This is a genomic window from Chromatium okenii, from assembly GCF_002958735.1.
In the GTDB taxonomy this organism is placed as follows: Bacteria; Pseudomonadota; Gammaproteobacteria; order Chromatiales; family Chromatiaceae; genus Chromatium; species Chromatium okenii_A.
On sequence record NZ_PPGH01000037.1, the window covers coordinates 433,913 to 460,235 of the forward strand.

At 46.8% G+C, this 26,323-nt stretch carries 21 protein-coding genes; 6 read left to right on the forward strand and 15 right to left on the reverse strand.

Annotation, left to right across the window (positions count from 1 at the left end):
- Nucleotides 1–93 precede the first annotated feature (93 nt).
- From ispA to cysZ, 4 genes are all read left to right on the forward strand, one after another.
- Entirely contained in the window at nucleotides 94–987 is an 894-nt protein-coding gene (gene ispA, locus CXB77_RS13915) for a (2E,6E)-farnesyl diphosphate synthase (RefSeq protein ID WP_105074374.1), read from the forward strand.
- Nucleotides 988–1,091: 104 nt separating this feature from the next.
- The gene (folE2, locus tag CXB77_RS13920) at nucleotides 1,092–1,928 is read left to right on the forward strand and encodes a GTP cyclohydrolase FolE2 (RefSeq protein ID WP_105074375.1); all 837 of its coding nucleotides are present in this window, start codon (nucleotides 1,092–1,094) and stop codon (nucleotides 1,926–1,928) included.
- 20 nt (nucleotides 1,929–1,948) lie between these two features.
- Nucleotides 1,949–2,650, forward strand: coding sequence for an alpha/beta fold hydrolase (locus CXB77_RS13925; protein WP_105074376.1), 702 nt, complete (start codon nucleotides 1,949–1,951; stop codon nucleotides 2,648–2,650).
- Nucleotides 2,651–2,729: 79 nt separating this feature from the next.
- Nucleotides 2,730–3,464 (forward strand): sulfate transporter CysZ, encoded by a 735-nt coding sequence (gene cysZ / locus CXB77_RS13930; RefSeq protein WP_105074377.1) that lies wholly within the window; start codon nucleotides 2,730–2,732, stop codon nucleotides 3,462–3,464.
- Between the two features lie 133 nt (nucleotides 3,465–3,597).
- Here cysZ and glmS read toward each other — a convergent pair whose 3' ends face one another.
- A complete protein-coding gene (gene glmS / locus CXB77_RS13935) occupies nucleotides 3,598–5,430 on the reverse strand; it encodes a glutamine--fructose-6-phosphate transaminase (isomerizing) (protein WP_105074378.1) in 1,833 nt (610 codons plus the stop codon).
- Between the two features lie 84 nt (nucleotides 5,431–5,514).
- On the opposite strand from glmS, the gene CXB77_RS13940 reads away from it, so the two are divergent.
- Nucleotides 5,515–6,705, forward strand: coding sequence for a glycosyltransferase family 4 protein (locus tag CXB77_RS13940; RefSeq protein ID WP_105074379.1), 1,191 nt, complete (start codon nucleotides 5,515–5,517; stop codon nucleotides 6,703–6,705).
- On the opposite strand, the gene CXB77_RS13945 is transcribed toward CXB77_RS13940, so the two are convergent.
- The 12 genes from CXB77_RS13945 to CXB77_RS13995 all read right to left on the reverse strand — a co-directional run bounded on the left by CXB77_RS13945 (nucleotide 6,673) and on the right by CXB77_RS13995 (nucleotide 23,677).
- A complete protein-coding gene (locus tag CXB77_RS13945) occupies nucleotides 6,673–7,962 on the reverse strand; it encodes a putative O-glycosylation ligase, exosortase A system-associated (protein ID WP_105074380.1) in 1,290 nt (429 codons plus the stop codon). The genes CXB77_RS13940 and CXB77_RS13945 overlap by 33 nt on opposite strands.
- 9 nt (nucleotides 7,963–7,971) lie before the next feature.
- Nucleotides 7,972–8,784 carry a class I SAM-dependent methyltransferase gene (locus CXB77_RS13950; RefSeq protein ID WP_105074381.1) on the reverse strand — a complete coding sequence of 271 codons (813 nt, stop codon included), beginning with the start codon at nucleotides 8,782–8,784 and terminating at the stop codon, nucleotides 7,972–7,974.
- Between the two features lie 71 nt (nucleotides 8,785–8,855).
- Entirely contained in the window at nucleotides 8,856–9,833 is a 978-nt protein-coding gene (locus CXB77_RS13955; protein WP_105074382.1) for an IS481 family transposase, read from the reverse strand.
- A 392-nt stretch (nucleotides 9,834–10,225) separates the two neighbouring features.
- Complete coding sequence (locus CXB77_RS13960) at nucleotides 10,226–10,825, reverse strand: class I SAM-dependent methyltransferase (protein WP_105074383.1); 600 nt, start codon at nucleotides 10,823–10,825, stop codon at nucleotides 10,226–10,228.
- Nucleotides 10,826–10,943: 118 nt separating this feature from the next.
- A complete protein-coding gene (locus tag CXB77_RS13965) occupies nucleotides 10,944–11,855 on the reverse strand; it encodes a glycosyltransferase family 2 protein (RefSeq protein ID WP_105074384.1) in 912 nt (303 codons plus the stop codon).
- 95 nt (nucleotides 11,856–11,950) lie between these two features.
- On the reverse strand, nucleotides 11,951–12,463 hold the full coding sequence (locus CXB77_RS22145; RefSeq protein WP_242445720.1) for an IS630 family transposase: 513 nt from the start codon (nucleotides 12,461–12,463) through the stop codon (nucleotides 11,951–11,953).
- Nucleotides 12,430–12,975: a helix-turn-helix domain-containing protein gene (locus CXB77_RS22150; protein WP_242445721.1), complete on the reverse strand. Its 546-nt coding sequence runs from the start codon at nucleotides 12,973–12,975 to the stop codon at nucleotides 12,430–12,432. The genes CXB77_RS22145 and CXB77_RS22150 overlap by 34 nt, the downstream gene beginning before the upstream one ends.
- A gap of 169 nt (nucleotides 12,976–13,144) precedes the next feature.
- The gene (locus CXB77_RS13975; RefSeq protein ID WP_105074385.1) at nucleotides 13,145–14,614 is read right to left on the reverse strand and encodes a lipopolysaccharide biosynthesis protein; all 1,470 of its coding nucleotides are present in this window, start codon (nucleotides 14,612–14,614) and stop codon (nucleotides 13,145–13,147) included.
- Between the two features lie 23 nt (nucleotides 14,615–14,637).
- On the reverse strand, nucleotides 14,638–15,378 hold the full coding sequence (locus CXB77_RS13980; protein WP_105074386.1) for a class I SAM-dependent methyltransferase: 741 nt from the start codon (nucleotides 15,376–15,378) through the stop codon (nucleotides 14,638–14,640).
- 49 nt (nucleotides 15,379–15,427) lie between these two features.
- Nucleotides 15,428–16,648, reverse strand: a complete 1,221-nt coding sequence (locus CXB77_RS13985) for a glycosyltransferase (protein ID WP_105074387.1) — start codon at nucleotides 16,646–16,648, stop codon at nucleotides 15,428–15,430.
- A gap of 2 nt (nucleotides 16,649–16,650) precedes the next feature.
- Nucleotides 16,651–17,781: an aminotransferase class V-fold PLP-dependent enzyme gene (locus CXB77_RS13990; protein WP_105074388.1), complete on the reverse strand. Its 1,131-nt coding sequence runs from the start codon at nucleotides 17,779–17,781 to the stop codon at nucleotides 16,651–16,653.
- Nucleotides 17,771–23,677, reverse strand: coding sequence for a PAS domain S-box protein (locus tag CXB77_RS13995; protein WP_172452681.1), 5,907 nt, complete (start codon nucleotides 23,675–23,677; stop codon nucleotides 17,771–17,773). The genes CXB77_RS13990 and CXB77_RS13995 overlap by 11 nt, the downstream gene beginning before the upstream one ends.
- Nucleotides 23,678–23,779: 102 nt before the next feature.
- Between CXB77_RS13995 and CXB77_RS14000 the strand changes: the two genes are divergently transcribed.
- Nucleotides 23,780–24,805 carry an IS630 family transposase gene (locus tag CXB77_RS14000; RefSeq protein WP_105074390.1) on the forward strand — a complete coding sequence of 342 codons (1,026 nt, stop codon included), beginning with the start codon at nucleotides 23,780–23,782 and terminating at the stop codon, nucleotides 24,803–24,805.
- Between the two features lie 49 nt (nucleotides 24,806–24,854).
- Here the strand turns inward: CXB77_RS14000 and CXB77_RS14005 are convergent, their stop codons facing one another.
- Complete coding sequence (locus CXB77_RS14005) at nucleotides 24,855–25,241, reverse strand: response regulator (RefSeq protein ID WP_105074391.1); 387 nt, start codon at nucleotides 25,239–25,241, stop codon at nucleotides 24,855–24,857.
- Nucleotides 25,238–26,278, reverse strand: a complete 1,041-nt coding sequence (locus CXB77_RS14010; protein WP_105074392.1) for a response regulator — start codon at nucleotides 26,276–26,278, stop codon at nucleotides 25,238–25,240. The genes CXB77_RS14005 and CXB77_RS14010 overlap by 4 nt, the downstream gene beginning before the upstream one ends.
- Nucleotides 26,279–26,323 lie beyond the last annotated feature (45 nt).

Here is a 26,323-nt window from a genome sequence, read left to right on the forward strand (position 1 = left end):
CTTATTGATAAATCGCTGATTAAAATCACTGCTCACCATTTCCCTATTTACCGCAACTCGGCATCGCGCCGAGCATCAATCCGACGAGCGCCAATGATTGCCAACAATTTAGAAGCCTACCGGACGCACTGCCAAGCGCGTCTCGAATCTGCCCTTGATGACCTGCTGCCTCGCGTCAATGTGCAACCGGTGCGTCTGCACGAAGCGATGCGTTATTCCGTGCTCGGCGGCGGCAAACGGATTCGTCCGCTGCTGACTTACGCCACCGGCGCAGCACTCGACATTCCCGCTGCGCGTTTGGATCGTCCGGCCTGCGCGATTGAATTCATTCACGCTTACTCATTGATTCACGACGATTTACCAGCGATGGACGATGACGATTTACGCCGTGGTCGCCCCACTTGTCACCGCGCATTTGACGAAGCCACGGCGATTTTGGCGGGCGACGCGCTGCAAACGCTGGCATTTCAGGCACTCGCCGAAGCCGGGGATTTAGACCCGCGCATCCGCGTCGCAATGATTGAACAACTTGCTCGCGCCAGCGGTTCTCGCGGCATGGTTGGCGGACAAGCACTTGATTTAGAAGCAGAAGGAAAACAATTGAATGTGACCATGTTGGAGCACATTCACATTCACAAAACTGGGGCGCTAATTCGTGCCGCCGTACAAATGGGCATTTTGGCTGATCCCGCGATCAATCCCGATCACGCGGAACGTTTAGATCGTTACGCCAAATGCCTCGGGCTGGCGTTTCAAATTCAGGACGATGTGCTTGATGTGGAAGGCGAAACTGCGGCGATTGGCAAAACCGCTGGGCGCGATCAAGTGCTGGATAAAGCTACCTATCCATCATTGGTTGGGCTGGCAGCCGCCAAAGAAATGGTCAGCGATCTCACCGCGCAGGCGCTAACTGCGATTGCGATTTTTCCGGCTGGCGCAGAACCGCTGCGCTGGATTGCGGGCGCACTTGAAGGGCGCAAAAGTTAAATCTGCCGCAGTTGGCTGTGACCACGACCAACTGCGCAGCACTTTTTTAACGGCAATTGACCCCCAAATTAAATGCCGTTGCTTTTTTAATTGGATAAACACTCATGGATCATTCGCTTGAATCGACCTGCTGTAACACTTCAACCGCTGAAATGGTTGATGTACAAGGCAGCGCCGATACCCGTCACATCGCTATTGACAAAGTCGGCATTAAAGATATTCGTCATCCGGTGCGTGTGCGTGAACGTAACGGAAATGAACAACACACTGTCGCCACGTTCAATATGTATGTGTATTTGCCGCATGATTTCAAAGGCACACACATGTCGCGTTTTGTGCAGATATTGAATAATCACGAACGCGAGATTAGCGTTGATTCATTCAAAGACATGCTGACCGAAATGTCTGCGCGTTTAGAATCCGAAGCTGGGCATATTGAAATGCGCTTCCCGTATTTTATCAATAAGAAAGCGCCGGTTTCAGGAGTGGAAAGTCTGCTTGATTACGATGTCACTTTCATTGGCGAAATTTGTCATGGACAACCCACTTTAGAAATTAAAGTGCAAATTCCCGTGACCAGTTTGTGTCCCTGTTCCAAAGAAATTTCGCGTTATGGCGCACACAATCAGCGTTCACATGTCACCGTGCAAATTCGCGCTCAAGATTTCATTTGGTTAGAAGAAATCATTGAAATGGTTGAACAGGAAGCATCATCAGAACTATTCGGCTTATTAAAGCGCCCCGATGAAAAGTTTGTGACTGAACGCGCCTATGAAAATCCCAAGTTTGTTGAGGATATGGTGCGCGATGTAGCTAAACGCTTAAATGATGATGTGCGCGTCGCAGCCTATATCGTTGAAGCAGAAAACTTTGAATCTATTCATAACCATTCTGCCTATGCGTTAATTGCCCGCGACAAAGCCATTGAGGTCGCGCCCTGAATACGCCGCGTTGCCTGCTGCTGCACGGATTCACCGGCAGTCGGCAGGATTGGCAACCGCTCGTCGGCAATCATTCCGCAGTGCTCGCGCTCGCTCTGCCCGGACACGACCATCAACCCGCACCGCTCGGCGATTTCTCTCACGAAATCAACCTGCTATTGCAACGCCTTCCGCCCAGCATCGACCGCGTGATCGGCTATTCATTTGGCGGACGGCTGGCACTTGGTTTGCTGCAAGCCGCGCCCGCACGTTTTCGCGCTGCCACCATCATCGCCGCGCATCCGGGCTTGACCGATGCAGCCCAGCGCGAGCAGCGTCGTCACGCAGATCAATTATGGATCAAGCAGTTACGCAGCGAAGGACTCGCCGCATTTGTGGACAACTGGGCACAGCAACCGCTGTTTACGACGCAGCGCCATTTACCGCCAGCCATTCTTGCCCGCCAACGCGCCGGGCGGTTGCAACATCAAGCCGAGGGTTTAGCGAGCTGTTTAGAACGGCTGGGTTTAGCGGAAATGCCGAGCACTTGGGCGACGTTGGCGCAATTTTCCGGGCAATTACACTGGCTGGTTGGTGGCGCAGATCAGAAATTTCTGGAATTAGCGCAGCAAGTGCTGCACTTGCGCCCCGCAACGACGCTGCGTATTTTTGATGGAATTGGGCATAACCCATTATTGGAAGCGCCCGAAAAGCTGGCAGAAGTGCTGCGCAGTTTCATCTGATTTGTTCATTCCGTAGGTTGGGTTGACAGAGTCAACCCAACCGACAATTGTTAATAAGTTCATTCCACGAGGAACGATGATGGCAATACCAACAATTTCTGGTGCTGGCTACTTATTTCAAGGCATGTGGTTAATCACCCGCCCGGGTTTACGGCGGTTTGTTTTAATGCCGCTACTGATTAACATCGTCGTATTTATTGCCGCAATTTACGTTGGCATCATGCAGTTTGAAGCATTGATCCTGCAATTTCATGCTAGTGTACCAAGTTGGTTGCAGTGGTTAGATTGGTTATTGTGGCCGTTATTTATTGCCTTGCTATTTATCGTAGTATTTTACAGCTTCAGTTTAGTTGCCAATCTCATTGCGTCACCCTTTAATGGATTATTGGCGGAAAAAGTCGAATTGTTTTTAACCGATCAACCGCTGATTCAAGGCAATGAAGGAACGCAATTGCTCGCCGATTTATTACCAACCTTGCGCGATGAAGTGGGCAAAATCCTGTATGCGCTGCTGTGGGCAATTCCATTTTTATTCTTGTTATTTGTACCAGTCGTTGGACCATTGCTATGGTTTTTGTATACAGCGTGGATGCTCGCAGTTGAATACGCAGATTATCCGATGGGCAATCACGGCGTGAAGTTTGCTGAATTGCGGCAGCGGTTACGGAAACAGCGCGGTTTAAGTTTGAGTTTTGGCAGCGCAGTCGCAGTGATGGGAATGGTTCCGATCATTAACTTTATTTTAATGCCGAGCGCAGTCGCAGGCGCAACGGCAATGTGGGTGCATGAATTAAACATGAGGCATCAATCGTAGGTTGGGTTGACGCAGTCAACTCAATAACAAAGCATGAAAAAACGACTTATTCATGCAATAACAGTGCAATTCAATTGCTGTGATATTGGCGGCAGTTGTTGGGTTGCCAACAGCGGCAACCCAACCTACGGCTTTATTCAACCGTGACCGATTTGGCCAAATTGCGCGGTTGGTCAACATCGGTGCCTTTGAGCACGGCGACGTGATACGCCAGCAATTGCAGCGGCACGGTAAACACCAGCGGCGCGAGCAGATTGTCGGTTTCTGGCAACCGAATCACCGTCACGCCGTGCCCTTCGTCCAGTGGCACCTGAAAATCAGCAAACACAAACAGTTGACCGCCGCGAGCGCGAACTTCTTCCAAATTGGATTTGAGCTTTTCGAGCAGCGCGTTGTTCGGCGCAACCACGACCACCGGCATCTCTTCGTCAATCAGCGCCAGCGGTCCGTGTTTCAATTCGCCAGCGGGATAAGCCTCGGCGTGAATGTAGGAAATTTCCTTCAATTTCAACGCGCCTTCCATCGCAATCGGATACTGCTCGCCGCGCCCCAGAAACAGCGTGTGTTGCTTGTCCACGAACTGCTCGGCCAGCACCGCAATTTGGTTATCCAACGCCAACACCGCTTCGATTTTGCTCGGCAAAGTGCGCAGCAGCCGCACGAGTTGCGCCTCGCCCGCTGCATCCAGTCGCCGCTCGCGCCCCAACGTCACCGTCAACAGCAGCAGCGCAGTTAATTGGGTGGTGAACGCTTTGGTGGACGCGACGCCAATTTCCGGCCCCGCGCGAGTGAGCAGCACCAAATCTGATTCGCGCACCAGCGAACTTTCCGGCACGTTGCAAATCGCCAGCGTGGTCGTGTAGCCGGAGGTTTGCGCCAGCCGCAGCGCTGCGAGCGTGTCGGCAGTTTCGCCGGATTGCGAAATGGTCACAAACAGCGTATTCGGCAGGACAACGTGGGCGCGATAGCGGTATTCGCTGGCGACTTCGATCTGACACGGCAGCCCAGCAATCGCTTCGATCCAATTGCGGGCGACCAGCGCAGCGTGATAACTGGTGCCGCAGGCGACAATGGTGACGGCTTGCAACTGCGCAAACAGCGCGGCAGCCTGATTGCCAAAACTCTCCGGCAGCACGCGATCCGCCAACAATCGCCCTTCCAACGTGGCGGCAATGGCTTGAGGTTGCTCGAAAATTTCTTTCAGCATGAAATGGCGATACGCGCCGCGTTCGGCTGCATCGGCATTGACGGCGGAGGTTTTCACCGGACGCTCCACCAGAACGCCGTCACGGTTCCAAATCCGCACCTGCTCGCGGGTCAACTCGGCGATGTCGCCTTCTTCTAAAAAGATAAAGCGATTCGTCACGGGCAGCAGCGCGAACACGTCGGAGGCGATGAAATGCTCACCAAAACCAACGCCAATCACCAGCGGGCTGCCTTGCCGCGCTGCAACCAAATGCTCGGGATCGTGGGTATCAATCACGCCCAGCGCATAAGCGCCTTGCAAATGCGCAGTCACTTGCCGCACCGCGTCGATCAAATCTGCGCCAGCGGTCAGCGCGTCATACAGTGCATGAACGACGACTTCAGTATCAGTATCGGAAGTGAACCGATGACCGGCCGCAGTCTGCTCGCGGCGCAGCGTTTCGTGGTTTTCGATGATGCCGTTGTGCACAATTGCACAACGGTCGCGGCAAATGTGCGGATGTGCGTTGTGCGTCGCTGGCGCTCCGTGCGTCGCCCAGCGGGTGTGCGCGATGCCGAGCGTGCCGGGCAGCGGTTGCGCCGCCACTGCTTCACTCAACCGCGCCACCTTGCCGAGCGTGCGGGCGCGGTTCAGCATTTCCGGCGCGGCCAGTACCGCAATTCCGGCAGAATCATAACCACGGTATTCCAGCCGCCGCAGACCTTCGAGCAAAATGGCTGCAACTGGGCGTTGCGCAATCGCACCAACAATTCCACACATGAGCAATTCTCGGCAATTAAAAGTAGAAGATGTGATATTAACGGATATTCTTTTTCTTCGATAACCATTTAACGGTTGCTGGCTATGACACGCCCAATTCGCACACTATTATTTTCAACGCTTTATCCCAATTGCATTCGTCCCGGACACGGCATCTTTGTGGAAACGCGCTTAAAATATCTGCTCGCCAGCGGTGAAGTGGAAACTCGCGTGATTGCGCCAGTGCCTTGGTTTCCATTCAAACATCAGAGATTTGGCAGTTGGAGTCAATTTGCGCAAATCCCAAATTATGAAAAACATCACGGAATTGAGGTATGGCATCCGCGCTATGTATTACCACCAAAAATTGGTATGAATATCGCGCCATTTACGCTGGCGCTGGGTGCGCGGCGCACTGTTGCGAATCTCATTCATAGCGGATTTGATTTTGATGTCATTGACGCGCACTATTATTATCCTGATGGTGTTGCAGCGGCGTTATTGGCAAAATGGTTTAACAAACCGTTGTTTATCACTGCTCGCGGCACTGATCTCAATTTAATTCCGCGTTACGTCATTCCGCGTCGTTTAATTCAGTGGGCTGAACAACGCGCAACGGGTTCAATTGGCGTATGCAAAGCATTAACGGATACGCTCATTCAACTTGGCGGCGATATGAATAAAACGCATGTGCTGCGCAATGGCGTTGATCTTCAGCGTTTCACTCCACAGAATCAAGCAGAGTCGCGCTTAAAGTTGGGGCTGCCAACGGGTCAATTATTGCTTTCGGTTGGATATTTAATCGAAAGAAAAGGTCATCATCTTGCGATTGAAGCATTAGCACAATTACCGCAAGCAATGCTGGCAATTGTTGGAGAAGGAGAAGAGCGCGAGCATTTGCGTCAACAAGCGCAAGCATTATCGGTTTCTGAGCGAGTGATTTTTGCGGGAGCGCGTCCGCAAACGGAATTGAAAGATTGGTATAGCGCCGCAGATATATTGTTATTGTGTTCTAGCCGTGAGGGCTGGGCGAATGTATTACTTGAATCAATGGCGTGTGGAACACCAGTGGTCGCAACTGCGGTGGGCGGGACACCAGAAGTGGTGCAATTGCCTATTGTTGGACGCATTATGCGTGAACGAAGTGTTGCCGCGCTTGTTGAGGGCATTCAATCGTTAATCAGCGATTATCCTGATCGCGCAGCGGTGAGAAAATATGCGGAACAATTTGATTGGGAAATGACAACGCAGGGGCAAATTGCGTTATTTCGATCGGGGTGTGGTCGGGAATTGTGAAGGTGTTTGCTTAACACTGTTAACCGAATACTGTTCATTGTAGAAACGTTCGATTAAAACGACAAAACTCACAAGATGCCAAGGCAAGTCAAAATAAGATAAACTTAAAAAAGCGCCACCTACAAAATACGCCATTAAGCTAACCTGAAGCATTTTAGCCAGTAAATAAATTTCCTTAGCGTCAGGATTTTTTTCAGTTTTTTTAATGATGCTTTTTAATTTTAGCCAAGTTAATAAAAAAATAGTCAAAAACATTCCTAAACCAATCCAACCATGATCTGCAAGTACGCTAAAGTAAATACTATGTGCGGCATGAACATCCGTGGGTTCTGGTGCGTAAAGTGCAAAAGTCTCAGCACTCCAGCTATTAAGTCCGACCCCCAGTAAGTTATCGTTTGCGGCGTTAAAAGCGTACCACCAAGCGTTAATTCTTCCCATTGCTGAACCGTCTTCTTCGTGGTTTTCAATGGTATTCATCCGTTGATACCAAGATTCTGGCGCAAAACTTAATAAAGAAAAAGCTAATACTGCAATGACGATGCCTGTTCCAAGTTTATTTTTGCTTTTAAGCCAATAGGTCAAACCAATCGCAACAATCGCCAAAAGTGCGCCCCGCGAGTTACTTCCGATAATCGTAAAAAGACTTAAAACAGATGATCCCATAAGTCCATACTTGATCCATTTATTTGTTGCAATTTGATATAAGTAAACCATGAGCGGAATAGTCATTAAAACAGCCACTGCCAAAGCATTATTATCGGCAATAAAGCTTTCAGCTGGTCCCCAAACCCGGTATCCTCCTGCCGTCATAATTGTAAAAAAACCACCTTTAACACTAAAAAATCCAATTGAACAAACGATCACCCACAGCAACTGTTTTAACTTGCTCATGTCGGTGATGAGCATCATTGTTAAGAATGTCACGAGTTGGATTTTAAATATTCTTTCATACTGCTCCAATGCACTTTCTGGAAAGTAGGCAAAAGCAGTTGTAATACCCATAAATAAAACAAAAATAATCCACAGAACAGTAATTAAATTAACTGGAATTTTTTTATTTTCTTTTGAAAACAACATTGAAACAAATAACGTTAGTGCTGTCACTTGTGCAAATGGCATGCTATAAGCAAAACCATAAGATAAGCGATGTGGATTCATGTAGCTTAACCATGACCACAATAAAATACCGATATATGGTTTCTTTAACGTGTAAATACATCCAAGTAAAACAAAGCAAGTAACTAGTAAATCACGCATGGAAATATATCATTTTTTTATTGCTAACATGGATAAACCTGGACTTGCAACATGCCCCAGCCAACGTAAAACTGAGTTGCTTATAACAGTGTGAATAATATATCTTTGATAGGTAGATTTTTGTTCAGTATCCATAATATCGAATCGATCAAATGAGTCCATACCCATTTTCAAAAATTCTCGACGCAGTTGGTAAAAACTAAACCAATTAACCGCAGGATATGTAGCATAACCGGCTATTTCTGGACGGGTCGTTCTTGCTAGGTTTTCAAAGCGATGCTTTAATAAACTTGGATACCAACTATACAAAGGCAACGTAAATTCTTCTTGAATAGGGCATAGTTTATTCGTTGTGCTCACAAAAAGAACACCACTAGGTTTTAATATCCGCACGAATTCCTTGAGACAGGTTTCCCAGTCAGCTACATGCTCTAAAAGTTCAGGTGCAATGCACACATCCATAGATTCGTTTTCCCAAGGCAATTCAGTTGCCGAACCAAGTTGAAAATCAATGTTCAGATTTTCCTGATTAGCGCGTTGCTTGGCAATTTCTAAAAGTGCGGCATTAACATCCAGTCCGTAAACGCTGTGTCCTTCTCGCGCCCAAATCAAACTCATAATACCAGCATTACAACCAATATCAGCAACATTAAGGCATCCAGAGATGCCACGTTTTTTTAAATTTCTCTTAACACAATTTGCAATTCCTTGCATACGCTGAACGCTGGTAGCGGTTAAACTTTTTTCAGCATAATAGTCAACAAATTCTTGACGTGTGCCGTGATCGAAAGTGTTTTTAGTTTTTTTCTTCAATTCTTTCATTGGGTTGTACTCCAAACTGATGTTAAAAATTGAGTTGATCCACCGATAATAGCGAACTTATCGCTCAGTAATTACCTGTCAAGACCCGAGAGATTGTAGACCTGTTTTTTGAAGCGTTCAGGTTCTTTCTGTTGCCAGTTTTTCAACGCTTGCACCGGTGACACATGTCCAAGGGCTTTTTGGGGTATCTGATGGTTATACATCTGTACATAATGGTGCAGCGTTTTTTCTAAATTTTGTGCAGAATCAAAGCGCGTCGTCGCCACCACCTCGGCAATCCGTCCGTTAAATCGCTCGACCATTCCGTTCGTTTGCGGATGCGAGGGTGGAATTAGGCGATGCTCAATCTGGTGTTCTTTACAAACTAAATCAAAGCGATGGCGACCAGTCGGTTCGCGTTCGCCGGTAGCGCAGAAACGATCAGTAAACTCCTTACCGTTGTCGGTCAACACCTTTTCAATCTTAAACGCGGCAGCAGCGATCACTTGCTGGAGAAACGCGCTGGCGTTGGCGGCAGTTTTCTGAACAAAAACCTTAGCATAGACCCAACGCGTTGCCCGATCAATGGCGACAAAAAGATAGCGATGGGCTTGTTCATCCGGCATCTTAGGGAGGTATTTAATATCAATGTGGATAAAACCGGGCGCGTAATCTTTGAACTGTTTAGGCGGTTTTTTCGCACCTTCTTCTTTTGGAATCAAGTCTTTAAGGTTGGAGACGTGGTGGCGACGTAAGCAACGCTGTAGCCCTGAGCGCGACACCTTGGGGTTAAAACAGGTGCGGAGCACGACTAACAAGTCATCGATAGGTAGCAACAACGTTGTGCGCAACTCCACTGCAATCAATTCTTCCAATGGTTTCAAAGTGGTATGCAGATGATGTGGACAATGAGACGCATCGTCAGTGGTCTGGCGGTGACGCCATTTGCGCACAGTGGCTCGATTCAGATGATATTCGCGGGCGAGTTCACGCTCAGATTTAGTGGAATGTTGCAGTTCACGCCGGATCGCGGGAGTTGTGCGGGCATTTTTGTGTAAATTCAAGTTCATAGCATCAATTCTCCTCTGAGTGCCCAACCGATTAGCGATGTAGGGCGCGGTGGTGAATGTCCGTGATGACGGCTTGCAAAGCCTCTCGTGCTAAAAACAGTGGGTAGCTGCGTCGCGGAATATAATCATACGGTTCCTGACAATTACCGTAATTCTCCATGTTACTGACGCGAACTATTGAACAAACACCAATTTATTCGGGAAGCCAACACGGTACAATTAGTAAAATCAACATGTTATCGTGTTAACTGGCGTTTCTTACAGTTGATCACGGTTGAGATTCCGTAACATCGCTTGACTAATCACAGCGAAACTCTAACGAAAAAACTAAATGAGAAGAGTATATAAGTCGTTTTTATCCTGTTAGTTAATCCCTAGTAATTTTCGAAAAATTAATTATATTTCTTTGCCAATGCCCAAACAGTGACAGGAAACTCTTGTTCATTTTTTAGTGAGCCAAACCATCCTCGCCTTGCCCAATGATTAAAGTTAGCTTTCACACATGAACGATTACCCCAAGACCCAGTAACAATTTCGTCAATTGGAAACCCAGCTTCCGCTAAAAAATACCGTAATCCTGTTTCAGTCCAGCGCGTGCAATCATTGGGAATTGGGTGATACTTAATCAAAAAAGGTGTAGAAATAAGAAAATATCCATTAGGATTTAACATTGAGTAAACATTCTGCGCAGCTTGATAAGGCCTCAATAGATGTTCGAAAACTTGATCGGCAATAATTAAATCAAAATTTTTCTTTAATGTATCTCGACATATATCATACTCAGGATAATTCATTTCTGAGAAACTACGAAAAGGCAACGTTTTCCAATATTGTCCAGCAGAAATTTCTAACACGTCTAAACTCTCTGCCCCAATTTCTACTAATAATTTAGTACACGCATCGTACATTACTGGTCGCGTCCAGTGGCGATAGTCGTAGCCAATAAAATTCAAGATTTTTTTGTAGTTAGAAATCATTCTTTCTTTATTCATTGCTTGTACCTTGTTTGACACATTGATTTAATCAAATGAACAGAATATCCAATTTAAATCTAGGTAGTGATCCCAATATAGTAGGGCGAATCTTAATTTTTTAAAAGGATAAAATTATTTACAACCCCTTCCCTTTTTTAGTCAGTTTATTTACACATTTTTTAATATAACTGACTGCTAAATAATCAAAAAAAGTATCAACTCCTCTCCATTTGATTCTTAGTTCGGAAATTTTATTTTTGTACATATCATCGACGGTATTAGGTATTGCTTTTAGTCCTTCTTGCTTCAGTATTGGTTTAATTAACTCAATTTGAATATATCGCAAGCTATATCTAAATTTTCTTCTGTAGTAAAAACGAATATCAGCTAATGAAAATAAGGATAATCGAGTATAGCAAAAATCAGCACTACTACAGGTAATGATTTTTTCTTTAACCCACTCACCTTGAGTGTTTAAATCCCAGTATGCTAATGCACCAACAAGAGAGTCATCGCCAATAAAACCAACAGGAAGATATACATTATTTAATCTTAAATTTTCAACAAAACGCTTAGACAACGCATAAAGGTTTCCCGCAAGACCTCCATTTTTTATCATTTCTGCTCTGAATTTTGGAGAAACCTTTACAGAAGGGAGTGCCGCTGCCGCATTTGCAAAAATATTTTCTGAAAGGCACACTTCTAAATTATCTAGTGCATTGCGTGAAATCTGGCAGTCTCCATCTAAAAAATAGAATATATCAGCATCTATTTTTAGTTCATGGATAAAGAAATTCCAAGCGTTTGCTTTGTCGCCAATTTCAGTTGTAAAAATACGACAAAAATCGTTTTCTTTCATAAAGCACTCAACAACAGAAGCAGTGTTGTCTTTGCTTCCATTGTTTAGTACTACGCAGATATCATCTTTTCGAACACATATTTTCAAACTCTCTAAACATTGAACGATGTTTTTCTCTTCGTTATGCGCAAATACTCCTATAACTCTCCGTTTTTGAAAATCACTGTTATATTGTTTTACGCTATTCATTTTAATTTTCCTCAAAAAAATAAAAATTTGGCAGTACCTTGATCAACAAGATTAATGTAACTTATTATACCAAGTTAATATCAGATTTTCGGTTCTTAATCTCCGATAATAGCGAACTTATCACTCATTAACGACAGTATTTCATCATGGTATTGATTTGCGTTACTAAAAAACGATTGACAGGCAAACTTGAAATCATTGAATGATTCAAAATAGCGGTTGTAGAGAATTTTCTTTTTGAAAAATTTCCACAGTCGTTCAATAAGATTAAGGTTTGGCGCATAAGGTGGAAGAAACATTAGTTTAGTTCGTGAAGTTTCAAGATACTTACTAACCGCTTTTGAACGATTATAGCGAGCATTGTCACAAATGACGTAGATTACAGCAGCGGTCGGATGTAACTGCTCCAATTGTTTCAATAGTGCAATAGTAGATTCTGAATTGATTGTGTCGTCATAACGCACGACTGGTTCTAGCTTATCCAGACTCATAGCACCGTTAATGTTGATACGTTTACGACCAGTGTTAGAACGAATTTCTTGTTCATCACCACGCTTAATCCAAGCATTGGAGATCACTGGATTATGTTGAGGATGTACCGCATCCATAAAGTATATTGGGTCTTCTTCGCCTTTGTTTTCTTTGACTTTTTGTATTCAACTAAAAATTCTTTTTGCGCTTCTGGATCAGCTTTTCCTGGAATCAACTTCGGTTTTTTATAAACATAACCAAGACGATGTAACAGTGCTGTCATACCGCTTTCGGTATAGGTCACTTCAAAGATATTTTCAACCCAATGAGCTATCTCTTTTGCCGTCAGATAAAGGTTTTCTTGTAAGTGGTTGTTGAGAAGAGCGAGTTCTATATCGTCAAGCAAACACTCTGAGCCACGAAAAGCAATATGCACAAGTAATTCAATGCCGCCTTGCTGATAACGCTTAAAATGATTGCGCACAGTATTAGGGTCTACTTGCAAGACTTCGGCGACTTGTTCGGCAGTCCAGCCTGTGGCTAAAAGAACGACAGCTTTAATTCGGTCAGCCTCTCGTTTATTGCGGGTATGCCGATGCAAATTACGCAACTCGTTTAGTTTATCTGTTGGAAGGTGGTAGTCAATCATAGGTAGAATTCCACAACATCACTTAGTTGATTGCACCAAGCATATTAACGAAAAAGCTAAATGAAAAGGGTATACAAGCAGTTATTAAATCGCTATTTATTGAAGCACTAATAAAATTAACTTTGCAGATTTCAACTTCAATCGATTTTTGTGTCGTATATCATCCACTCTAATTGTTTTCTCTACGCAAAACAATTAGCTTGTCAGTAAAATAGGACTCAGCACCCGCAGGGCGACCAAATAGTAACCAAATCGACCCAAGCGCAAATACATAAACAAATGCACCGACTATAATTTCAGTTACCAATGAAAAAAATGGTGATAGTACTATTACTGTCTTGATCCAGAAGATCGAAAGTGCCATCACTATTGTAGCTATTACAGGTCGGCTGATAGAGCGAATGATTTCCCATAATTTGATGTTCTTCATCACGCGCAATAAAAGCGTAAAAACAACGGATAAGCCAACCAATACAGATATAACTCGCGCTACAGCAATTTCAACAGCATTAGAATCAGGTAGTAATAAAAATGCAATCACAATAAAACAGACTACTTGTAGCCAAGCGATTGTTGCCGAATAGCGAACCCAGCCAAGTGTAAGTAAAATATAACCACAGCTTGTGGTGATTGCATTGATAGAATGCACAATTGCCAAAATTTGTAGAAAGGGAACAACCACAAACCATTTTTCACCAAGGAGTACGGCAACAACATCTGAAGCAATTAGAGCCAACCCTATGCTTACGGGAATAGCAATGGTTGTTTGTACCGATTGGAGGAGCAAAAAAAGGCGTTTCAGTTCTGTTCGATCATGTTTCACTTGAACCATTGCTGGAAACAAGACGCGATTTAGCGGAGCTAATAACTCACTTGTAGGAAGACCTGAAATCTCATCGCCTAATGTGTAAGCACCCATGGTGCTCGAATCAGCTTGACGACCAACAATAAACTTATGCAAGTTGTTGTCAAGATAACCACCGATACTGCTAACAAGCATCCATTGTGAAATACCAAAAATCTCGCCAAATTTTTCAAGACTTAAACGTGGACGCATTGGATGCAACCAATAACTTAATATCACACCTACAATACGTCCAACTAAAGTTCCAATAACGAGTGCCCAGTAGTTTTCAATAATAAATGCTGCGGTGATCGTGATAATAAAACTGGCAATTCTTTTGAAAAACATGAACTGAAAATCGAGACCAAACCGCATTTCTTTCTGAAAGTTAATAGTACCAATGTTCTCAAATCCCGCGATGAACAGCCCGAGTGCCATCCACTGCATAACCGGAACAACCCTCGCATCACCATAATAATCAGCAGCAAAAGGTGCAGAAAAAAATACGAATGAAGCTGATAGTAATACTTGACCTAATCGAATTGTCCAAGCGGCATTGTAATGGGATTGTAAGGGATTTTTATTTTGAATTAAAGCAACATGCACACCGACATCAAGAAATACACCAACTAAGCCAATAAAGATTGAAGCCATTGCAATGATGCCAAAATCTTCAGGTACGAGCAGACGAGCAAGTATAAGTGTACTAATTACCCCAATCAGTCGATCAGTCCAACGCATGACTACAGTGAATAAAGTTCCACGTAGAATGCTTGTTGGTTTGGATAAGCTCATTATGTGTTTAATTTTAGTTTTTACTACTTTATTTTACGAAAAAGTACATGAATCCAGTTCGAGTGAGTGCAGTAACTTAGTTTTTTTGCATAGAACGCACTTTTTGTTATTACTTTTTTAAATAGCGTTCTATTTGGTGGTGGTACTAATTTCTTGCCACAGTGAATGCAGGGTTCATCTTGATCATAAGTGCCATATGGATTACCAGCTAAATCCATCAAAAAGGTTGAGAGGAGATTAGTTGTAGCGTTCGATTTTCCAACAAATGATATTTTTTCTATCCCGTATTGAGGAAATAGTTGTTTTAAACGATTTTCGTCAAATGTATTCACATGTCCCCATGGTGGATTTTTTCCACCGCATGAATAACAAGTTGTACGTCCCACCCGAATGTCTTGTTTATACGGAACACCTATCAACAAGTAGTCTTTGCTGACACGAGCCAGTTCTAAACATGCTTTTTTTAGAGCTAGCGGTGGGATATGCTCAAGAACTTCAGCGCAAAATACAAAATCAAAGTAAGCGTCGTCAAAATTTAACGATAATACATCACCCTTTACGCATCTAATCCGAGAGTGTTTAATAGATGGTACTTCTAAATCAAGAGCTACAACTGAATTAAATTTCTCTGCTAAAAGTTTAGAGAAATGTCCGTCACGAGCCCCCATATCAAGCGCAATATTGCCACTAGATGGTATTAACCGGAGGATGTCTTCTGTTCTCGCTTGTTCTAAACTGCTTGCTCTGTATTTTTCAAGACTCATGCTTTGTCCACCATTAAACGACTGCTGCTTCAACCATGCCAATCAATGCTTATAACAATTTTTCAAATAATCTAGCCAACTGGTATGTTCGACCTTTCCGAGAAAAATTCTGAATAACTTCAAAAGACGGAAGATACTGTTTGTCAAAATTACTGATTACCCTAACTAACATATCAGCAATGCGCACAGAGTCGTTGAGAGGAGCAATCGCTTCAATTCCAACTTTTTTCAATAATTGGGCTGTATCCCCAGCATCATCTGTTAAAGCGATAATCGGACGACCAGCCCGCAGATATTCATAAATTTTTACAGGTATTTGATCGTTGCAGCCATTAGATTGAAGGATCATCAAAGCGTCAGCACTTAACATCTCGTTTAATGCTTCTCGATAGCCAACTGGCGGCATCAATTCAATCAATTCAGTAATGCCAAAACGCTTGCTTAATTCAACAAGTAAATCTTCATGTGCCGGTGCTCTGAAACGCAAACGTAATCTATTTGTTAACTCAGGATTACGTTCTTTTAATGTTGCCAGTGCCGTAAAAAGAGATGTTGGATCGCGTTCCTGTGGATAGACAATACCACTATGTAACAATGTAATTTTGCCAGGATTTAAGGGCGCTCCTGCTTCAGTACCAACGAAAGTTTCTTCGTCATATCCATTTTCGAGCAAATGTACTTTATCAACAAAGTGCGGATACCGCTGATGGTAAAGACGAACAGCACCAGGCGTTGTTAATGTCACCGCTGTTGATTGCTCAATTGTTGCACGTTCCAATACAATATAGGCATTCTTCAGAATTGGATCAGATGGATAACCTTCTTGCGCCATTGGATCCCGAAAATCACTAATCCAAGGTTTGCCACTAAATTGATGTAATGCGAGACCAATAGAATGAGCCGTTGGAATTGGATAAGATGACCAAATTGCATCAATCTGATGTTGGCGTAAAAGCTGTTTGCCGCGTCGTACAGCGTCAAAATACCAGCTTGCCCAACGATCAGGAACTGCTAAAGCGCGTGGATAACGCCCAAAAATAGAGAAATGACGCGCTGCATCAAATGCAAAAGCGCGTTCAACTTGTAATTCAATAGGGATTTCTTTATTCAGTTCTTCGCGCTGGTTTTCATAAGCAAATGGATGTGCGGTCAACACAATCGGTTCCCAGCCAAATTCGGGAAGATACCGTGAAAAGCCTAGTGTACGGTGCATACCGCTACTGCCGAGAATTGGCGGAAAATGAAAAGCGATCATCAATATTTTTTTCATTCTTATTCCCGCAACTCATCAATAACCGCAACCGCAGCATCAATCACCGCCAACGGCGTATAAAAATGCGGAGAAAACCGAATTCCACCGCCGCGTTGTGCACACAATACTTGCCGCGCCATTAACGCTGAATACAATTGATCGGCAGGCAAATCAGGCACATTAAACGTGATAATTCCCGCACGACGAGCAGGATCGCGGGGCGTAAGCAATTCAAAACCACGTTGATCTAATAGCGCAATAAGATACGCCGTTCGCGCCTGAAGTTCTTGCCAAATTGTCTCCAAACCAATTTCTTCCAACAGCGACAAGCTCGCTTCCAGTGCACAAATCCCCAGCATATTCGGGCTGCCGCACTCGAAACGCCGCGCATCAGTCCCTGGCAACCACTTAACGCGGTCAAAATCGCCGGGGTGTTCGACCATGCGCCAGCCAAATTGCCGCAATGTCAACCGCTCGCGCAGCGCCGGGCGCACATACAACAACGCCACGCCTTCCGGTCCCAGCAGCCATTTGTGTCCATCCGCGACTACGACATCTACATCGCTGGTCGCCAAATCAAACGGCACTGCACCAAGTCCTTGAATCGCGTCAACACACAACAGAATATCGCGCTCGCGGCAACCCGCTGTCAATCGCGCCAAATCCAAACGCAAACCCCGCGCATATTGCACCCAACTGATCGCCAGCACCCGCGTCTGTTGATCGCACTGCGCCAGCAAATCACCTTCAGGATCAATTGATTGCGCCAAATCGACTGCTCGCCACGTTACGCCCTGCGCCGCCAGCGATTCCCACACGATGCGATTTGACGGGAATTCTTGAGCAATGCCAACAACATTTTCACCCGCTCGCCACGGCAAACCATGCGCAACAATCGACAACCCTTCTGACGTATTTTTGACCAACGCAATATCCGCTGCGTTCGCGCCGATCAACCGCGCCAATCGCTCGCGCAACCGCTGCTCCATTTCCAGCCAACGCAGATAACCCATTGAACCAGAACGCGCATTTTCAACCGCAAATTGTGTCACTGCCGCTGCCGTGCGCCGAGGCCAGGGACTCACCGCCGCGTGATTGAGATGACACAACCCAGCGTCAAGTTCAAATTCGCCTGCTAATTCAATGGTCATAACGCTCAAGTTCCTGCGCAATCATGGCATGAACGGTCAATGCTGCTTCAAAGTCGTAATCATCAATCTCTTGCTGCATTTGCGCCAGCGTCTTCGCTAACGCCGTTCCTGCCAGCAATGGCTGCAACATCTCAATGACTGTTGCGGCATCGGTATCGTCATCTGCCAACAGTTCGTACAACTGCGCCAACAGCGGCGCAATCGCCGCGACATCGACCGTTTGCGGCGGCGCAGCAACAGATGCAGTCGGTGGTGCAAATACCGCCAAACCATTGATAACCGGTTCTAATTCTGCAACCGTCGCGGCAAGCAAAGCGTCAATTTCCATCGGTTCTGCCTGCGCATGACACGCCGATTCCAACGCTTGTGCAGTCGCTGCCACTGCCTGCGCTCCGATATTGCCGGCGACGCCTTTGAGCGTGTGGGCGCAGCGCGTCGCAGCTTCTGGGTCATCGCTCGACTGCGCCGCAGCAAATTGCGCCGCAAAATCGCTTTGGCTGGCGTGGAATTTCACCAGCAACCGTTGATAAAGCTGCGCATTATTTTGGGTAATTGCCAACCCAGCAGCGGTGTCAATGCCGGGGAGAAATCTAAATCCCCCCAACCCCTCTTTTTCAAAAGGAGGCTTGATTGATAAATCCTCCCAACCCCCCTTTTCTAAAGGGGGGCTTTCTTCATCTCCCCCCTTTGTAAAAGGGGGGCTGGGGGGGATTTCTTCCGCAGCAAAAGGGGAGCTGGGGATTTCGGGACTGATCCATTTCGCCATGACCGTAAACATCTCGCGCACATTGATCGGTTTGCCGATATGGTCATTCATTCCGGCTTCCAGCACTTTCTCGCGGTCGCCGGTCATCACGTTGGCGGTCATCGCAATCACCGGCAAATGTTGATATTGCGGCTGTTGGCGAATGCGCCGGGTCGCTGCGTAACCGTCCATCACCGGCATCTGGCAATCCATCAACACGCCGTCATAGTGCGCCAGCGCCAGCATGTCGAGCGCCTCTTGCCCATTATTTGCTACTGCGACGTGCAGCCCGTTGATCGTCAGTAATTCTAAAGCAAGCTCTTGATTAAGTTCGTTATCTTCCACCAGCAATACCGATGCTCCGCGCAAACGTCCAATCGCTTCGGAGGCTTCTTCGTGACGCCCAGCGGCGCGACTACTCGATGCGATTTCCTGTCCGCTGGCTTGCATGATGGTATCTAGCAGCGTCGAAGGTGTGACTGGTTTGGTCAGAAATCCTTCGATATTCAAACCACTCGCCGCAGCCAGCGCCTCATCGCGTCCGTAAGCTGTCACCATAATCAGCGTTGGAACGTGCGTAATGTGTGCGTCGTTCTGAATGGCACGAATCGTATCCACGCCGTCCATGCCCGGCATTTTCCAATCCATTAACACCTGATCGTAGGGCGCTTCACGGTCAGTCTGTTCGAGCAGTGCAATTGCCGTTGCGCCCGTGCCTGCTTGATCCACTTTGAAGCCAAACGCCGAGAGCATTTCCGACAAAATTTCCCGCGCAGTCGGATTGTCATCAACCACCAACACGCGCAACGGATTGATTTCAGATAATTTAATACGCGGTTGCGAACATTCACCTTGCTGGCGCAGCAGCCGCGCTGTAAACGAAAAAGTGCTGCCCCGACCCAGCGCACTTTCTGCCCAAATGTTTCCGCCCATCATGTCGGTCAGCCGTTTAGAAATCGCCAGCCCCAAACCCGTGCCGCCGTATTTGCGGGTGGTAGACATATCTGCCTGACTGAACGACTGAAACAGATGCGCCTGCTGCTCGGCAGACATGCCAATTCCGGTATCACGCACCGCAAAATGGAGCAGCACTGCATCTACACTCAGTTCATCAACACTGACCGAAACCACGATTTCGCCGCCACGTTCGGTAAATTTGACCGCATTATTGCCGAGGTTAATCAAAATCTGCCCTAACCGCAGCGGATCGCCAATCAGCGCCGTCGGGACGCTGGGATGCAGATCAAACATCAGCTCCACGCCTTTTTCTTCCGCTTTCAGTCCGACCAAATTGGCGAGATTGTCCATCACATCTTCCAGACGAAAATCAATCACTTCCATGTTCAATTTACCGGCTTCGATTTTCGAGAAATCCAGAATGTCGTTAATGATGCCCAGCAGCGCCTCGGCGGAACGGTGCACTTTTTCGATGTAATTGTGTTGCTTCTGGTCAAGTTCAGTTTGCAATGCCAGATGCGACATGCCGATGATCGCGTTCATTGGCGTGCGAATTTCGTGGCTCATATTGGCCAGAAAATCCGATTTCGCTCGCGTTGCACCTTCCGCCACGAGCAGCGTCTGCTCTAAATCTTCTTGTAATTGCTTGAGATTATCGATGTCAGCACGAATTCCCACCATTCGCGTCGGTTGACCTTCGGCATCGCGCTCAATCACTTGTCCAGCATCGAGCAGCCATTTCCAACCACCATCGGCGCAGCGGCAGCGATATTCGGCGCGATACGCAGCAGTAGCGCCAGCAAAATGCGCCTGTAAACGTTCGCTGGCGCAGTCACGATCATCAGGATGAATCTGCTGCTGTAAAAACGCCCAGCCGCCGCTGATTCGCGCCCATTTGTCATCGGTTTCGCGCAGCAGCGCCGGCAAATGACCGAGCATCGTGGCGAAATTGGCATTGATGAGCACCTCGCCGCGCTGCGGAAAATAATCCCACAAGCCCAAATTTGCGGCGCTCGCTGCGGCTTCTAACCGCGCTTCACTTTCGCGCAACCGCTCTTCCGATTGTTTGCGATCAGTAATGTCGAGCAGCCAGCCCAACACGCCCGCTTCACCCTGATAATTGAACACCATGAAATTGGCGAGCATGTCGCGGGATTGGCGATTGCGCCCGTAATGCCGCAGCTCGTAATTTTCGATCCGCCCGTCACGCGCCAGCCGCTGCATGATGATTTCCCGTTCTTGGGGATCGACGTACATCGCGGCGGCTGGCTTGCCAATTTCGGTTTCGATCATGTCCAGAAATTTCGAGTTAGCGAAACGAATGATGCCTTGCACTGAAATCGCCACGCCCAGCGGCGTGGTATCGAGCAGCGATTTCAACTGCGCTCGTTCCTCCGCCAGCGCGGTTTCCATCTGTTTACGGTCGCTGATGTCGATCACCGTGCCCGCAAGATTGATGGTGTTGCCCGCAGCATCGTAGCTCGCTTGCCCCTGTTCGTAGACGAAGCGAATTTTTCCGGCGCGGTCGATGATGCGATATTCAACGGTGTAGGTTTGATGCGCGAGCACTGCTGCCACAATTTCCGTTTCCACCCACTCCATGTCATCGGGATGAATCAGGCTGGCAAAAGATCGCGCTGCGTTATGAATAAAATCTGCGGCTGGATAACCACTTAATCGCTCCACTTCGTCGCTGACAAACAGCATCGTCCAGTGTTCATCCAACAAACAGCGATACACCGTGCCCGGAATGGTATCGACCAAATTTCTGAAATTTTGCTCCCGCGCCGCGAGCGCCAGCGCCGCTTCTTTGCGCTCGCTGATGTCTTTGAACACGACGACGCTGCCGACCAATTGACCCGTTTGATACAGCGGCACGGCGACCGATTCCACCGATAGACTGCTGCCGTCCTCGCGCCAAAACAGCTCATCATCGACTTGACGGCGTTCACCTTCCCGGAATCGCCCCGCAGTCAGATCGGCAAGGAGCGCATCGGTGCGGGTGATGAGGTGAATTGACTGCCCGCGCAAGGTTTCTACTGTGTAACCAAGCATCTGCGCTGCCGCATGATTGCAAAAGCTAATCTGTCCTGCCGTGTCTAAACCGATAATGCCTTCACCAGCGGAGTTGAGAATCAAGGCGTTATAGGCTTGCGCGGCTTTAACCGCAGCTTCGGCGCAGCGCAGTTCAGTACGATCAAACGCAACACCGTCGATCCGCGTCGGCTGCCCAGTCGCATCCACACTGGTTTTGCCGCGCACGGCAATAAACCGCTCGCTGCCATCCGCCCACAGCAGACGATATTCGAGATCAAGGTCTTTCTCGCAGCACAGCGCCGCTGCGAATGCCTGCGTCACCCGTTCCCGATCATCGGGGTGAAGCAGGGCGATTAACGCGCTGGGCTGCGGTGTCGTTTCCGCCTCCAGCCCAAACATGCGCAGCACCCGTTCATCCCATGTCCAACAGTTGGTTTTGAGATCGCCGCTCCACAACCCGATCTGCGCTGCCTCCAGCGCCAGCTGGCGCGTGTTTTCGGCTTCACGCAGCGCCAGTTCTACCAGCTTGTTTTCACTTAAATCTTTGGTCATGGCGACAAAATGTGTCACCTGTCCGCTTTGATTTATCACTGGCGCGATGGAAATTGATCCCCAGTAAATCTCACCACTTTTCCGACGGTTACAGATTTCGCTGTGCCACACCTGACCGGAGCGAATCGTTCTCCACAGCTCGTCATAACGTTCCGGCGGCGTGAAACCACTTTTTAAGACGCGAGGATTTTGCCCAATCACTTCTTCCGGGGTGTAACCAGTGACGGTGGTAAACATCGGATTGACGTGTTCGATGCGTCCTTCCACGTTGGTAATCACGATGCACAGCGGGTTTTGCTCCACCACCTGCGCCAGCTTGCGCAGCTCATTGGTGCGAGCATCGACTAACACTTGTAAACGGTCGCGGCTGCGGTCGCTCAACCAGATGATGAGCGCAGTCAAACCCAACACCAGCAGCGCAATGCTCAACAACGCGGCAAAAATCAGGGTGCGCATCGTCCGATAGGGCGCTAACGCATCCGCCAAATCAATCTCGGTCGCCAAACCGATACCCAGCCGCGCCGACCAATGCCACGCGCCGAACACCATCACGCCACGATAATCCCGATAACCAGTTGTATTCACGCCGTTATTGCCATGTAACGCTGCGCTTGCCATCTGCGTCAGCGGCCATTGCGCCCGCAGCGCGAATGGTTGATAGCCCTTCAACAACTCGCCACCGGGATCGCGCACTCGCAGCCCTAACATATTGGTTTTACCGCGAAAATAGCTGGCAACTGGCGTTAACGTTTCAGCAAATCGGGATGGCGTTAACACCTGCGCCTGACGATTAAACACATAGCTTTCGCCGCTACCGTGCACCTGCGCCACCTGCATGATCGGGCTAAATTCAGTAAGTGGATCAAAGCACAACGCAAACACCGCGATCACTGCATTCTCGGCATTTCGTATCGGTGTCAGCAAAAACATCGCTGCTCGCGGTGGAAGATACGCACCATTTGCATCTTCGGAATTGGTTTCGAGGTAAACCGGCGGCACAAACACGGTTTCGCCATTGAGTGCTCGATTGAGCAATTCCGGTTGCCACACGGCAATTTGAGTGCGAGCGCCTAATTCAAATCCCCCCAACCCCCCTTTTTCAAAGGGGGGCTTTTCCTCCCCCTTTAGCAAAGGGGGCTGGGGGGATTTGTCAACAGACGGCTTTTCTTTCTCCCCACTTTGAAAAAGGGGGGCAGGGGGGGATTGATCAAAAAGAGAATTTAATTGCGTCGCCGCCAGCGTGGTGCGATCCGGCGCAATTAAATAAAACCCAGTGGCGTTCATGTAATTAACTTGCGGCCGCAGCAAACGGTGCAGCAATTCTTTAAATGGACTGTTATTCAACGTATCGGCAGTGCGCGGCAATTCTAATAATTGAGTTGTCCACGGCAATAGTGCTGGCGCTTCTGCCATCACCCGAATTTCGCGCATGTGACTATCCAGCCACATTTCCAACGCCTGACTTGCTGAGGCATTGACACTGGTGAGCGTTTCGCCGAATTCATGGCGCAATTGCCGTTCCATCGTGTGCAGACCGTAAAGCACGACCATCAACACAATGGTTAAAAACACGGTGACTGCTGCAAAACTGAGTTTCCAGCTCATCAAAATTCCTCTAATTAACACTCGCATTTATACCCTTTTCATTTAGCTTTTTCGTTAATATGCTTGGTGCAATCAACTAAGTGATGTTGTGGAATTCTACCTATGATTGACTACCACCTTCCAACAGATAAACTAAACGAGTTGCGTAATTTGCATCGGCATACCCGCAATAAACGAGAGGCTGACCGAATTAAAGCTGTCGTTCTTTTAGCCACAGGCTGGACTGCCGAACAAGTCGCCGAAGTCTTGCAAGTAGACCCTAATACTGTGCGCAATCATTTTAAGCGTTATCAGCAAGGCGGCATTGAATTACTTGTGCATATTGCTTTTCGTGGCTCAGAGTGTTTGCTTGACGATATAGAACTCGCTCTTCTCAACAACCACTTACAAGAAAACCTTTATCTGACGGCAAAAGAGATAGCTCATTGGGTTGAAAATACCTTTGAAGTGACCTATACCGAAAGCGGTATGACAGCACTGTTGCATCGTCTTGGTTATGTTTACAAAAAACCGAAGTTGATTCCAGGAAAAGCTGATCCAGAAGCGCAAAAAGAATTTTTAGTTGAATACGAAAAAGTTAAAGAAAACAAAGGCGAAGAAGACCCAATATACTTTATGGATGCGGTACATCCTCAACATAATCCAGTGATCTCCAATGCTTGGATTAAGCGTGGTGATGAACAAGAAATTCGTTCTAACACTGGTCGTAAACGTATCAACATTAACGGTGCTATGAGTCTAGATAAGCTAGAACCAGTCGTGCGTTATGACGACACAATCAATTCAGAATCTACTATTGCACTATTGAAACAATTGGAGCAGTTACATCCGACCGCTGCTGTAATCTACGTCATTTGTGACAATGCTCGCTATAATCGTTCAAAAGCGGTTAGTAAGTATCTTGAAACTTCACGAATTAAACTAATGTTTCTTCCACCTTATGCGCCAAACCTTAATCTTATTGAACGACTGTGGAAATTTTTCAAAAAGAAAATTCTCTACAACCGCTATTTTGAGTCATTCGATGATTTCAAGTTTGCCTGTCAATCGTTTTTTAGTAACGCAAATCAATACCATGATGAAATACTGTCGTTAATGAGTGATAAGTTCACTATTATCGGAGATTAAGAACCGAAAATCTGATATTAACTTGGTATAGCGCGGCAACAAATCAACACTATTCGCCCAGCATTTCATCGGATAAATGCGCCGCAATAGTCGTCAATAATTGCGCGGGATCAATGGGTTTAATGATGTAAGCGCGAGCGCCAAGTGCCAAACCTTTTGCGACTTCAGCAGGATCAACTTGACCGGTCACGAATAGAATTGGAATCGCCGCAGTGGTCGAGTTAGCCTTTAATTGTTGACACACCGCATAACCGTCCATTTCAGGCATCATGACATCCAGCACAATTAAATCTGGCGGCGATTTTGCGACCACTTGCAGCGCCTTTTTGCCGCTAGTTGCTGCTTTAATTTTGTAATTATCGCGCAAAATACCTTTTAACAAGTCGATATTTTCTGGCGCATCATCGACTAACAAAAGTGTCCGTTGTTTATTCATGGTTTACTCGCAAAACAATAGCGCGTTTCTGCATACTGCTCTTTGAAAGCAAGCACTTCCGGCAACGCATCCAGAAACAGCGGAATTAAATGTGGATCGAAATGATTTCCCGCACCTTGTTTTAGAAAATCAATTGCTTGTTCGATTGACCACGCATCTTTATAGGGGCGCACTGAAGTCAACGCATCGAATACATCCGCCACTGCAACAATGCGCCCAATACGCGGAATCGCCTCACCTTTTAATCCACAGGGATAACCAGAACCATCCCATTTTTCGTGATGTGTCAAGGCGACAATCTGCGCCATTTCTAATAAATCAGAACCATTTGCTTCGCCAATGATGTCAGCGCCCACTTGACAGTGCGTTTGCATCAGCGACCATTCATCTGCGTCTAGTTTACCCGGCTTTTGCAACACACAATCAGGAATACCGATTTTGCCGATGTCGTGCATTGGCGCAGCATTTAATAATAACGAGGCTTCTTGTTCATTCATGCCCACTGCCAGCCCTAAAATCTCGGAATAATGGCTCATCCGAATAACATGCAAACCAGTTTCATTGTCTTTATATTCCGCTGCGCGACCCAAGCGGCGAATGATTTGCAGTTGCGCAGTCTGTTCTTTTACGCGCCGGTCGAGCACTTGATTTTGGTCGAATAACGCTAATTGCGCTCGCACTCGCGCCTGTACAATGGGCGGGCTAATCGGTTTGGTAATGTAATCGACTGCGCCCAAATTAAAGCCGTGAATTTCATCTTCAATGCCGATTTTGGCGGTGATAAAAATAATTGGAATATGGCGTGTGGTAAAATCCGCTTTCAATTGCCGGCAGACTTCATAACCATCCATTCCGGGCATCATCACATCGAGTAAAATCATATCCGGTGGACGCTCGGAACGAATAATTTGCAACGCCTTTTCACCGCGAGTTGCCGCTTTAACGTGATATTCATCTTTCAAACTACTGACCAGTAAGTCGATATTTGCTGGCGCATCGTCTACGACCAATACCGTTTGTCGTTCTCGCGTTGTCATAGAATTAAACTGCCTTAAAGTGAAATAGAAAAACCCTAACAAATA

What these genes read in the sequence shown, in the direction of transcription:
- cysZ (WP_105074377.1), top strand. Translation starts at nt 2,730, where the DNA reads ATGGCAATACCAACAATTTCTGGTGCTGGCTACTTATTTCAAGGCATG.
- CXB77_RS13995 (WP_172452681.1), bottom strand. Translation starts at nt 23,677, where the DNA reads ATGAGCTGGAAACTCAGTTTTGCAGCAGTCACCGTGTTTTTAACCATT.
- CXB77_RS13990 (WP_105074388.1), bottom strand. Translation starts at nt 17,781, where the DNA reads ATGACCATTGAATTAGCAGGCGAATTTGAACTTGACGCTGGGTTGTGT.
- CXB77_RS22150 (WP_242445721.1), bottom strand. Translation starts at nt 12,975, where the DNA reads ATGATTGACTACCACCTTCCAACAGATAAACTAAACGAGTTGCGTAAT.
- CXB77_RS14000 (WP_105074390.1), top strand. Translation starts at nt 23,780, where the DNA reads ATGATTGACTACCACCTTCCAACAGATAAACTAAACGAGTTGCGTAAT.
- CXB77_RS22145 (WP_242445720.1), bottom strand. Translation starts at nt 12,463, where the DNA reads ATGGATGCGGTACATCCTCAACATAATCCAGTGATCTCCAATGCTTGG.
- CXB77_RS13955 (WP_105074382.1), bottom strand. Translation starts at nt 9,833, where the DNA reads ATGAACTTGAATTTACACAAAAATGCCCGCACAACTCCCGCGATCCGG.
- CXB77_RS13960 (WP_105074383.1), bottom strand. Translation starts at nt 10,825, where the DNA reads ATGAATAAAGAAAGAATGATTTCTAACTACAAAAAAATCTTGAATTTT.
- CXB77_RS13945 (WP_105074380.1), bottom strand. Translation starts at nt 7,962, where the DNA reads ATGCGTGATTTACTAGTTACTTGCTTTGTTTTACTTGGATGTATTTAC.
- folE2 (WP_105074375.1), top strand. Translation starts at nt 1,092, where the DNA reads ATGGATCATTCGCTTGAATCGACCTGCTGTAACACTTCAACCGCTGAA.
- CXB77_RS13940 (WP_105074379.1), top strand. Translation starts at nt 5,515, where the DNA reads ATGACACGCCCAATTCGCACACTATTATTTTCAACGCTTTATCCCAAT.
- glmS (WP_105074378.1), bottom strand. Translation starts at nt 5,430, where the DNA reads ATGTGTGGAATTGTTGGTGCGATTGCGCAACGCCCAGTTGCAGCCATT.
- CXB77_RS14010 (WP_105074392.1), bottom strand. Translation starts at nt 26,278, where the DNA reads ATGACAACGCGAGAACGACAAACGGTATTGGTCGTAGACGATGCGCCA.
- CXB77_RS13965 (WP_105074384.1), bottom strand. Translation starts at nt 11,855, where the DNA reads ATGAATAGCGTAAAACAATATAACAGTGATTTTCAAAAACGGAGAGTT.
- CXB77_RS13975 (WP_105074385.1), bottom strand. Translation starts at nt 14,614, where the DNA reads ATGAGCTTATCCAAACCAACAAGCATTCTACGTGGAACTTTATTCACT.
- CXB77_RS13985 (WP_105074387.1), bottom strand. Translation starts at nt 16,648, where the DNA reads ATGAAAAAAATATTGATGATCGCTTTTCATTTTCCGCCAATTCTCGGC.
- CXB77_RS14005 (WP_105074391.1), bottom strand. Translation starts at nt 25,241, where the DNA reads ATGAATAAACAACGGACACTTTTGTTAGTCGATGATGCGCCAGAAAAT.
- CXB77_RS13950 (WP_105074381.1), bottom strand. Translation starts at nt 8,784, where the DNA reads ATGAAAGAATTGAAGAAAAAAACTAAAAACACTTTCGATCACGGCACA.
- CXB77_RS13980 (WP_105074386.1), bottom strand. Translation starts at nt 15,378, where the DNA reads ATGAGTCTTGAAAAATACAGAGCAAGCAGTTTAGAACAAGCGAGAACA.
- ispA (WP_105074374.1), top strand. Translation starts at nt 94, where the DNA reads ATGATTGCCAACAATTTAGAAGCCTACCGGACGCACTGCCAAGCGCGT.